We start from the raw sequence: 9,843 nt of genomic DNA on the forward strand, positions 1-9,843 counted from the left end.
TGCAGAACTCGTTGAATATGTCGACATCGGATGTCATTTCGACGTTCGTCTATAGGAGCGGGATTTTGGAAGCGCAATATAGCTTTTCGGCTGCGGTAGGGTTGTTCAACTCAATCATCAATTTCATCATGCTCATCATGGTGAACCAGATTGCGAAAAAAGTAAATGAGACAAGTCTATGGTAAGGAGTGAAACAATTGAAAGAATCTAAAACGGACCGTACGTTCATTATTTTCAATTATGTATTTCTCACCATTGTTGCATTGCTTGTCATTTACCCATTAGTTTTCGTCGTTAGTGCGTCGGTAAGCAATCCGCAATATGTTATTTCCGGTGAGGTGTGGCTATGGCCGAAGGAGTTCACGCTTGATGCATATGAAAAGGTGTTTAAAAATCAGGATATCATGAATGGTTTTATCAACACGGTCAAATATACAGTTTTCGGAACAGCTTTGAACGTTGTCATGACTATTTTAGCGGCTTATCCGCTTTCACGCAGAGATTTGAAAGGTCGGGGCCTCATCATGGCGTTCATCGTCTTCACGATATTCTTTAGCGGTGGACTCATCCCCACATATTTACTCATCAAGGATCTAGGGATGTTGAATACATTTTGGGTCATGATCATTCCGAACGCGGTTGCTGTATGGAATATCATCATCATGAGAACGTTTTTCCAATCCATACCACATGAGCTTGAAGAGTCGGCGATGATTGACGGCTGCGGGAATTTCCGAATACTTTGGAACATTGTACTGCCGCTTTCATTTCCAGTCATTGCGGTGATGGTGCTCTTTTATTCGGTAGGGCATTGGAACTCGTATTTCCAAGCATTAATTTACTTGCAGGACCAAGATAAGTTCCCTCTGCAGCTCATCTTGAGACAGATTTTGATACAAGGGCAGACGGATGACATGATCCAGACAACAACGGAAAGTTTCTTGGCGCAACAACTGAGCGTGGAGGGCTTAAAATACGCGGTATTGATCGTCGCGAACCTCCCGATGCTTATGCTGTACCCGTTCTTGCAACGATATTTCGTAAAAGGTGTCATGATTGGTTCACTAAAAGGATGATAAGGGGGAGAATGTTTTGAAGAAAAGGCGTTATATGGGGATAGCGGCAAGTTTATTGCTTGCTGCAAGTATTTTGGGAGCTTGTACGAAAACAGAGGGGACTACAGAAAAAGGCAAGAATGTTGGAAATGTCAATGCTGAAGGGATGCCGATCGTAAAGGAAAAGATCCAAGTCGATGGCTTTGCGGCAAAATTCTTTGCCTCCCAGGACTGGAACAATCTCATGCTGTGGGATGAATATGAAAAGATGACGAATATCGAGATTGACTGGACTACAATTCAGACTGAAGCGCTGGCCGAAAAACGGAATTTGTCATTGACAAGCGGGGATTATCCGGAACTTTACTTTGCATCGGCATTTTCAAAGACGGATTTGCTCAAATACGGTCAACAAGGGATCTTCCTTCCATTGAATGATTATATCGATGAATATGCGCCGAATTTCAAAAAGATTTTGGAGGAATATCCTTCAGTGGAGCAGGGGATCACAATGGCGGATGGCAATATTTATGGGTTCCCGACCATTTACGATCCAAAATTCGAGGCTTTACGGTCAGGCGCACCTTGGATCAAACAAGAATGGCTCGATAAACTCGGACTGAAGGAGCCTGAGACGACAGAAGAACTTTATCAAGTGCTAAAAGCGTTCAAAGAACAGGATCCGAACGGCAACGGCAAGGCGGATGAACAAGGCTGGGGCGGTGGTTACGGCATCAATCAGTTCATCAACTTTTTACGGGGAAGTTTCGGGTTGAATAAGCAAGGCTCTATGAACCTGAATCTGGACTTTAAAGAAGGCACCGAAGAATTCCGCTTCGTACCTGCCACCGAGGAATATAAGGAATTGCTAATGTATTTGAATAAGCTTTATTCGGAAGGCCTAATTAACCAAGACGTCTTCACAGTATCTGCACAAGAATTCACAGCGGAATCGGCAAAAGGACAATTTGGCGTCCTGAGCTCCATCGATCCCGCCGAGCTGCTGAAACTTGATGGCTACGTCGGCATGCCGGTGCTTGAAGGTCCGAGCGGGGAACGATCATATAACACAGTTTCAAACGGACTTGGAAATTTAGGGATGTTTGTCCTGACAGATAAAGCCGAAAATCCGGAAGCGATGGTCCGTTGGATCGATTACTTATACGGAGATGAAGGAACGAAAATGTTCTTTATGGGCTTTGAAGGCGTCACGTATGAAGAAGATGAAAATGGGAATTTCAAATACTTGGATACGATCACGGATAATCCGGATGGCTTGAATATGGACCAAGCGATTAGTGAATATTTGACTTGGCCAGGAGGGTACTACCCTGGAATCGTGAAGCAACAGTTCTTCCAAGGTGCTGAGTCGAAGGAAAATTCTACATTGAATGCGGAAAAGGTCAAACCATATCGTATCAAGGATGATGACATCCTGCCGGGACTGAATTATACAGTAGAAGAAAGTGAACAGGTCAGCGCCATCATGACGGACATCCAGACGTATGTCGATGAAATGACGGCAGGCTTCATTACGGGCAAGCAGGATTTCAGCAAGTGGGATGACTATACAAAAACAATGGAAAAAATGGGTCTACCTAAATACCTCGAACTTGCTCAAGGGGCATACGAGCGGATGCAAAAATAAAAATGATTATGAAGCTTATACGGAGGCTTGCCTTCGTATGAGCTTTACCATTTGCTAGGGGTGACGGCATGCTGATGAATGGATGGAAAGGAAAACTTTATTGGTTTGTCGAATTCGTAACGATGTTGGCTGTCCTGCAGTTCATGTGGATTGGGCTGACACTTCTAGGCGTTGTGCTCATCGGTATTACGCCAGCAACAGTCGGGTTGTTTGCCACATTACGGAAGAGGCTGCAAGGTGAAGATGATTTGAAACTACTGGCGAAAAGTTATTGGAAATCCTATAAGACGGATTTTATCCCTTCGAATAAAATCGGGATCGTTCTACTAGTCACCGGCTATTTCCTTGTACTCAACTTCCGGATCGTCACAGCGATGGAAGGAACTGTAGGATTGGCATTGCTAACATTGATGGTCATGATTTTAATTTTGTATGCAGTTATTGTGATGAATATCTTCCAAGTGTTTGCCCATTACGATTTGCCGTTTTCCCGCTATTTCTCGACATCTGTTCTTTTAAGCATTTCATTTCCTGTCCAGGCGGCAGGCTCTATAATGGGATTATATGTCTTATATCGGATTTTTCTCGTGATACCCGGATTGTTGCCGTTTTTCGGAGTGAGTTTGACTGTCCTGTTCCTGACGTGGATGTCATCGAAGACGTTCCGGTTGAAAGCTGAATTGGACGGCACATTGCCGAGTGAGGAAATCTGCAAATAAGTCACCTGACAAAGGATGGAGAACAATATGGAAAGCATATGTTTAACGAATGCAGTAATTGTCCTGGAAGATGGCGTCATTGAGGATGGATTTCTACTAATGGTGGAAGATAAGATTGTTTCTTATGGGATGATGGAGGATTGTCCGGCGGGTCATAGACAATTTGATTGTACCGGGAGAGTTGTTATGCCGGGGATGATTGACATCCATGTGCACGGCGCCGGCGGATCGGATTTCATGGATGCAGTACCGGCGGCTTTCGATACGATATCGCAGACGCTTGTGAAAGAAGGGACGACTGGCTACCTTGCGACGACGATGACAAATCCTGCGAACCGTATAAAGGAAGCCGTTTCCGCCATTGCTGCGTACAGGTTGGCTGGGGATCAATCAGGGATGGCTGAAATGATTGGCATCCACCTGGAAGGGCCTTTTATCAACCCTGCCCAGAAGGGTGCCCAACCTGAACGTCATATCCACTCTCCGGATATAACGTTATTCGATGAATGGCAGGAGGCGGCGAAGGGGTTGATCCGAATCGTTACGTTCGCACCCGAATTGGATAAAGACCATGTGTTTCTACAAGAATTGACGAAGCGCGGTGTTATCGGATCGATGGGACATACGGATGCGACATATGAGGAAGCGACCTACGCAATCGGGGAGGGGGTTACACATGCAACCCATCTCTTTAACGGAATGAAGGGACTCCATCATCGCGAGCCAGGTGTCGTCGGGGCAGCGCTTCTGGATGAAAATGTCCATGTCGAATTGATTCCGGACGGTTTGCACTTTCATCCTGATCTGCTAAAAATGGTAGTGAAAATGAAAGGCATTGATAAGATGATTGTCATTTCTGACGGAATACGGGCGAAAGGCATGCCTGACGGTGAATATGATTTGGGTGGAAGCACTGTAGTCGTCAGGAAAGGTAAATGCACATTGCAAGACGGCGTCTCACTTGCCGGCAGTATCGTAACGATGAATAAAGCAAGAATGAATATGGCGGAGTGGCTTGGGCTAACGCTATGGGAGCAAGCCCGCATCACTTCATTGAATCAGGCAAAGCGGCTTGGCGTCGACAATCGAAAAGGATCACTAGCGGTCGGGAAAGACGCGGATGTCTTCGTAGTAGATGAAGACGGGGAAGTGGGTATGACGATTTGCAAGGGAATTATCGCCTACTTGCGTGATGGCGGGTGTGAGTAATGAAGGTTCCTAAATTGTTTTTTCAAATATAGAATCAAGTTGATTTGTGTAAATCCTTCTAAAACGATGATATATTGGAATATAAGAATTATACAAAAGGATGAGTCAGCATGAAACCTTTAGATCAGGGAAGCATCATTCCATTATATTATCAAGTGAAACAGCGGTTGGATGCCCGGATTAAATCGGGTGAATGGAAGCCCGGTGACAAAATAGATTCGGAAAACCAGTTGATGACCGTCTTTAATGTCAGTCGGAATACAGCCAAAAAGGCTATTGAAGAGATGGTGCAGGAAGGGACCCTTTATCGGATACAAGGAAAAGGCACATTTGTCTCTCACCCCAAATTCGAGCAATCATTAGGGGGGTTCTACAGTTTCAGCCAGGTGTTGCGCGAAAAGGGATTCAACCCGACTGATATCGTCTTGGAAGTGAAGGATGTCGTTCCTTCCGCTGCAGTAAGGGCGGGACTTCAGCTTTCGCCCGATGAGAAAGTCGTTCGGATGAAGCGAATTCGCTGCGCAGACGGTGAGCCGATCATCTTGGAATCGTCCTACATGCCGAAATCGGTCGTCCTGGACAATTCCGATTTATTCAAAGTGGGGGCAACATCCCTTTATGACTTGCTGGCATCCCGGTATGGCGTGACAATCATCCGGGCGAAAGAGGCATTTGAACCGGTTTTGATTAGGGAAGATGAAAGCATCCATTTGAAGACCGAAGTTGGAAAGCCGGCTTTGCTTCTTGAAAGGACTGCATACGACACAGATGACCGTCCTGTAGAATTCTGTATTTCCATCGTGCGGGGAGACCGCTGCAGATTTTACACGGATTTAGTCTAGGGCACGAAGATTCTTTTGTGCCCGTGTCTGTTTATGCTTGTACCAACAACCCAATAATAGAAAGAGGGCTATCCAATGACATTAGTAACGACAAAAGAGATGTTAAAAGATGCATATGCCAACCGATACGCAATCGGAGCATTTGGCGCACATAATTTGGAAATTATCAAAGCTATTATCGCTGGCGCGGAATCAGTTGGCGCTCCCGTCATTTTGCAAACGACATCCAGTACATATAAATATGTAGGCATGCCTTATATGATGGCAATGGCGAAAGCGGCGGCTGAACAAGCATCCGTGCCTGTCGCTCTGCACCTCGATCACGGCGAATCGTTCGATACAGTGATGAAATGCCTGAGAGCCGGATATACATCCGTCATGATTGACGGTTCAACGCTTCCTTTCGATGACAATGTGAAAATCGTCAAGCGCGTCGTGGAAGCGGCGGCGCCAATTGGCATTCCAGTCGAAGCGGAGCTCGGAACGATCGGCGGCGTGGAAGATGACTTGATCGTAGATGAACGCCTTGCAATGTTCACAGATCCGGAAATGGCTGGCAGGTTTGTCCGTGAAACGGGAATTGACTCGCTTGCGCCTGCTTTCGGAACTGCGCATGGGGCCTACAAGAAAGAGCCGGACCTCCAATTCGATCTGCTGAAAGAAATTCGGGAAGCGACGGATGTTCCACTCGTCATGCACGGCGCTTCCGGCGTTTCGGAGGAAAGTGTGAAAAGGGCAATCGGCATCGGTGTTGCGAAAGTGAATTTCTCGACAGAATTGAAAGATCTATTCGCTGAACAGCTTCGAAGATTTTTCTTGGAACATCCTACGGAGAACGATCCCCGTAAATACTTCCTTCCTGCGAGGGAAGCTGTCATCAAGTTAGTCGAAAAGAAGATTGGTATGCTGCAAGGATGATCACTTCCATTACATTGAATGCTGCAATCGATCAAATCTATGAAGTCGGTTCACTATCCGCAGGCAGCGTGAACCGGGTGTCTTCTGTGAACAGGGACGCAGGTGGCAAAGGGATGAATGTGGCAAAAGTTGTTTCTTGCTTAGGGGGATCGGTGGATGTTGGCGGATTTGCCGGAGGTATGAACGGCGAGCGGATCCGTCAACTTTTGGAAGAGCGCTCTATACCGAGCGAACTCATCCCGATTGCAGGTGAAAGCCGTGTTTGCCTGACTGTCCTTGACAAGACGAGTGGACAAGGGACCGAACTGCTTGAAGGCGGGCCTGTCATTTCGGAAAGTGAATGGCAAACGATGCTTGATTGGCTTGATCGAAAATCAAAAGACGTAAGTTGGTTCGCCTTATCGGGCAGTTTGCCGAAAGGGCTGAAGCCCGATGCTTATGCTGAAATGATTGCCATACTGAATAAGAATGGGGCAAAAGTCGTCCTGGATACGAGTGGCGAAGCGCTGATAAAAGGGCTGAATGCGAAGCCTTATGCCATCAAGCCGAATGAACAGGAAATTGCCGATATTATCGGGAAGAAAGCGATGTCGCTGGCGGATCTCATTGAAGTGGGGAACCAATTCGTGGAAAGCGGCATTGAACATGTTTGTTTCACCTTAGGCGGCGAAGGGGCTCTGATTATGAACCGGAAGGGCTCTTTTGCGATCAATGCGCCGAATGTACCGGTTGTCAATACGGTCGGGAGCGGCGATGCCTTTGTCGGCGGATTGCTGTTCGGATGTGCGACTGGAGAAGATGTTGAAACTGCTTATAAACGAGCGGTCGCCTGTGGTTCGGTCAATGCGACCTATAAGGCAATCGGGTTCGTCGATCAAAAACAGGTCGAAGCGCTTATGAAAGAGATAACGATAAATAAAATTTGAATAGGAGTAAAAAATCATGCACACATATAATGAGATCATAAATCAGGCAGATCAACTGCAAAAGACGTTCAATTTAGTCGGAAAGATGGGAATCGAAACAAACGAAGTCGATCAAATGATCTTCACGGGATGCGGAACTTCCTTTTATTTGGCCGTTTCAGCATCTAAGTATTATCAGTCGGTGACAGGGAACTTCGCCACGGCTGTCCCTGCGTCCGAACTTTTCCTTCATACGTCAACAGTGATTGTGCCGGGGAAAAAGCATGTAGTTGTTTGCATTTCGAGATCTGGAACGACATCGGAAATCATCTTTGCGCTTGAACATTTAAAAGGGAATGATAATATCCGTACGCTTGCTGTCACGTGCAACGGTGATACGCCGATGGCTGAGAAGGCAGATCAAGTCATCGCCCTTGACCATATTTCCGAGAAAAGCGTAGTCATGACGCAATCATTCACGAATATGCTGTTCGCACTGCAAGTGTACGCTGCAAAAGTAGCGGGATCACAAAAAGATCTTGAGGAACTCAAACAGGTTCCTGAATATGTCCAGACTGCATTGACAGCCGAAGAGCAAACAAAGGCGCTAGCTGATGATTTGACGAAAAAACGTTTCATCTTCCTCGGTTCCGGTTCGTACAATGGTTTAGCGAAGGAAGCGACTTTAAAATTAAAAGAAATGACGCAAACGGAATGCGAGAGCTATTCAAGCCTCGAGTTCAGGCATGGTCCGATTTCAATCGTCGATGATTCGACTGTCGTCATTCTGCTTGCGCAGAACGAAACGGCTTCCTATGATCAATACCTAGTGAAGGATATCCAGCGTCTCGGTGGCCATGTACTTATAATCGGACCTGTCGTTCGAGGATTCGAAGCGGATGAAATTATTCGGTTAACAGACGGTATCAGCGATCGCAACCGCCATGCTGTCTATATGCCGACATTGCAGCTCCTTGCTTACCAACGTGCTATCCGCCTTGGCTACGACCCAGATCGCCCGCGCAATCTTACGCAAGTCGTGAAGTTGTAAAAGGCAGGGCTGTCCATATGAACTATATACTTGCAGCGGATATCGGTGGAACGAAGCTTGCAACCGCCTTGTTTAGAAATGATGGCACAATGGTCAGCAACAAAGAGGTTAAAAGCGAAAATGCAGATGGGGAAAAGTTGTTCCATTCGCTAATTGAATCATGGGTGGCGCTTTGTGCACAGGCAGGCATTGCTATGGGCAAAGTCGCAAGTCTTGCTGTCGGGCTTCCGGGAATCGTAGATGCGGATGCGGGCGTTGCGGTTTATCAAAACAACTTGCCATGGCGCGATTTCCCAATAGCGGAAAGGTTGAAGGCTTTATTTCCTGATGCACGCATTGTGGTGGATAATGATGTGTATATGGCGGCTTGGGGTGAGTATGCCTCCCGTGGATTCTCGCAGGAGACGTTCGTCTATGTGACGTTGAGCACAGGTATCTCTTGCTGTACGATCAGTGAAGGGCGGTTCATCCGCGGTGCGGGAATGGCTGGCGAGATCGGCTTCAGTTTGACGGAAAGCCCAGGCACCACTTTGGAAGAGTTCGTTTCAGGTCCAAGTTTGGAAGTGAAAGGGCGTGCCGTTTTTGGCGATCCGAGCCTGACGTTGAAGGGAATGATGGTAGAGTATTATGAGGGAAATGCCCGAGTCGTCTCGATTGTGGAAGAAGCGGTGACGGCCCTGGCGAAGGAGATGTATCATATTCTTCTTTTCCTGGACCCCGCATGCATCGTGCTAGGCGGAGGCGTATTCAATCACCATCCGGCCCTTGTGGAAGCCGTCCGCACTAAGCTAGGAACGTATCTTCAGCATCCTCTGTTGAAGGGCAAGGAACAGCGCATCGAAGGAAGCATCCATAAAGGCGGCGCCGGATTATATGGTGCCTTTTCGAGAGGTGTGCTCGATGATGAATGAAAGCAGTTTTTTCTGAAAGCGATAAAAGCTAGAAATGTTGATTTCCGCCCGGAACGGAAATCAACGTCGCGTCAGTCTAATGTTCATTCGCAAATACACAAAATAAGACAAAAGAGTTGGAAATGATGTGATTTCCGACCCTTTTGTCTACACTCATAAACCCTCATTCCTAAAAATGGAATGAGGGTTTATTTCATCTGATCCGGCTTTCCGTCTCTTTATGGAAGAAATGGGCGCGGTCCATGTCGATCGCCAGTTTGACATGCTGTCCTGGGCTAAGTGAAGTATCTGCTCCAAGGCGTGCGACAAACTGCTGCTCACCCAACAAGGAGTAAACCATGAGCTCAGCACCCGTCAGTTCAGCAACATCTACTGTTACATCGATGGTAGATCCGGAAAGCTGTTCAATTAATTCTTCTTTCTCGTAAATATGTTCGGGTCTAATACCGAGAATGACGGATTCATCAGTCAAACCTTGGTCTTTTAGCAACGACAATTTATCGTCAGGGATTTTCAAAGAGACCTGTCCAATTACAAATTGCCCGTCTGAAACTTTCCCCTCGAAGAAATTCATGGCGGGTGATC

10 protein-coding genes and 1 pseudogene are annotated in these 9,843 nt (G+C 46.7%); 10 read left to right on the top strand and 1 reads right to left on the bottom strand.

From position 1 onward, the window contains the following. From AWV70_RS24590 to AWV70_RS12870, 10 genes and pseudogenes are all read left to right on the top strand, one after another. Positions 1-185: pseudogene (locus AWV70_RS24590) on the top strand (sugar ABC transporter permease); the annotation flags it as partial. A 12-nt stretch (positions 186-197) separates the two neighbouring features. Beyond that, positions 198-1,076 carry a carbohydrate ABC transporter permease gene (locus tag AWV70_RS12830; RefSeq protein WP_060207682.1) on the top strand — a complete coding sequence of 293 codons (879 nt, stop codon included), beginning with the start codon at positions 198-200 and terminating at the stop codon, positions 1,074-1,076. Positions 1,077-1,092: 16 nt separating this feature from the next. After that, the gene (locus tag AWV70_RS12835; RefSeq protein WP_060207685.1) at positions 1,093-2,703 is read left to right on the top strand and encodes an extracellular solute-binding protein; all 1,611 of its coding nucleotides are present in this window, start codon (positions 1,093-1,095) and stop codon (positions 2,701-2,703) included. 74 nt (positions 2,704-2,777) lie between these two features. After that, positions 2,778-3,422 (top strand): YesL family protein, encoded by a 645-nt coding sequence (locus AWV70_RS12840; RefSeq protein ID WP_235588656.1) that lies wholly within the window; start codon positions 2,778-2,780, stop codon positions 3,420-3,422. 27 nt (positions 3,423-3,449) lie between these two features. Further along, positions 3,450-4,631 (top strand): N-acetylglucosamine-6-phosphate deacetylase, encoded by a 1,182-nt coding sequence (gene nagA, locus AWV70_RS12845; protein WP_060207691.1) that lies wholly within the window; start codon positions 3,450-3,452, stop codon positions 4,629-4,631. A 110-nt stretch (positions 4,632-4,741) separates the two neighbouring features. After that, positions 4,742-5,473 (top strand): GntR family transcriptional regulator, encoded by a 732-nt coding sequence (locus tag AWV70_RS12850; RefSeq protein ID WP_060207694.1) that lies wholly within the window; start codon positions 4,742-4,744, stop codon positions 5,471-5,473. Between the two features lie 75 nt (positions 5,474-5,548). Then, a complete protein-coding gene (locus tag AWV70_RS12855; RefSeq protein ID WP_060207697.1) occupies positions 5,549-6,391 on the top strand; it encodes a class II fructose-bisphosphate aldolase in 843 nt (280 codons plus the stop codon). Next, positions 6,388-7,317 (top strand): 1-phosphofructokinase, encoded by a 930-nt coding sequence (gene pfkB, locus AWV70_RS12860; RefSeq protein WP_060207700.1) that lies wholly within the window; start codon positions 6,388-6,390, stop codon positions 7,315-7,317. Before AWV70_RS12855 ends, pfkB begins: the two co-directional genes overlap by 4 nt. Before the next feature lie 16 nt (positions 7,318-7,333). Beyond that, a complete protein-coding gene (locus AWV70_RS12865; protein WP_153009985.1) occupies positions 7,334-8,347 on the top strand; it encodes an SIS domain-containing protein in 1,014 nt (337 codons plus the stop codon). 17 nt (positions 8,348-8,364) lie between these two features. Then, positions 8,365-9,258 carry an ROK family protein gene (locus AWV70_RS12870; RefSeq protein WP_060207703.1) on the top strand — a complete coding sequence of 298 codons (894 nt, stop codon included), beginning with the start codon at positions 8,365-8,367 and terminating at the stop codon, positions 9,256-9,258. 193 nt (positions 9,259-9,451) lie between these two features. Here the strand turns inward: AWV70_RS12870 and AWV70_RS24595 are convergent. Then, a partial coding sequence (locus AWV70_RS24595) for a TOBE domain-containing protein (RefSeq protein ID WP_235588657.1) occupies positions 9,452-9,843 on the bottom strand: 392 nt, incomplete at its 5' end.

Source organism: Sporosarcina koreensis, assembly GCF_001531445.1.
GTDB classification, from domain to species: domain Bacteria; phylum Bacillota; class Bacilli; order Bacillales_A; family Planococcaceae; genus Sporosarcina; species Sporosarcina koreensis_C.

Bases quoted from the DNA above. Each gene is read 5' to 3' on its own strand.
- AWV70_RS12840 (WP_235588656.1), top strand. From the start codon at position 2,778: ATGAATGGATGGAAAGGAAAACTTTATTGGTTTGTCGAATTCGTAACG.
- nagA (WP_060207691.1), top strand. From the start codon at position 3,450: ATGGAAAGCATATGTTTAACGAATGCAGTAATTGTCCTGGAAGATGGC.
- AWV70_RS12850 (WP_060207694.1), top strand. From the start codon at position 4,742: ATGAAACCTTTAGATCAGGGAAGCATCATTCCATTATATTATCAAGTG.
- AWV70_RS12855 (WP_060207697.1), top strand. From the start codon at position 5,549: ATGACATTAGTAACGACAAAAGAGATGTTAAAAGATGCATATGCCAAC.
- pfkB (WP_060207700.1), top strand. From the start codon at position 6,388: ATGATCACTTCCATTACATTGAATGCTGCAATCGATCAAATCTATGAA.
- AWV70_RS12865 (WP_153009985.1), top strand. From the start codon at position 7,334: ATGCACACATATAATGAGATCATAAATCAGGCAGATCAACTGCAAAAG.
- AWV70_RS12870 (WP_060207703.1), top strand. From the start codon at position 8,365: ATGAACTATATACTTGCAGCGGATATCGGTGGAACGAAGCTTGCAACC.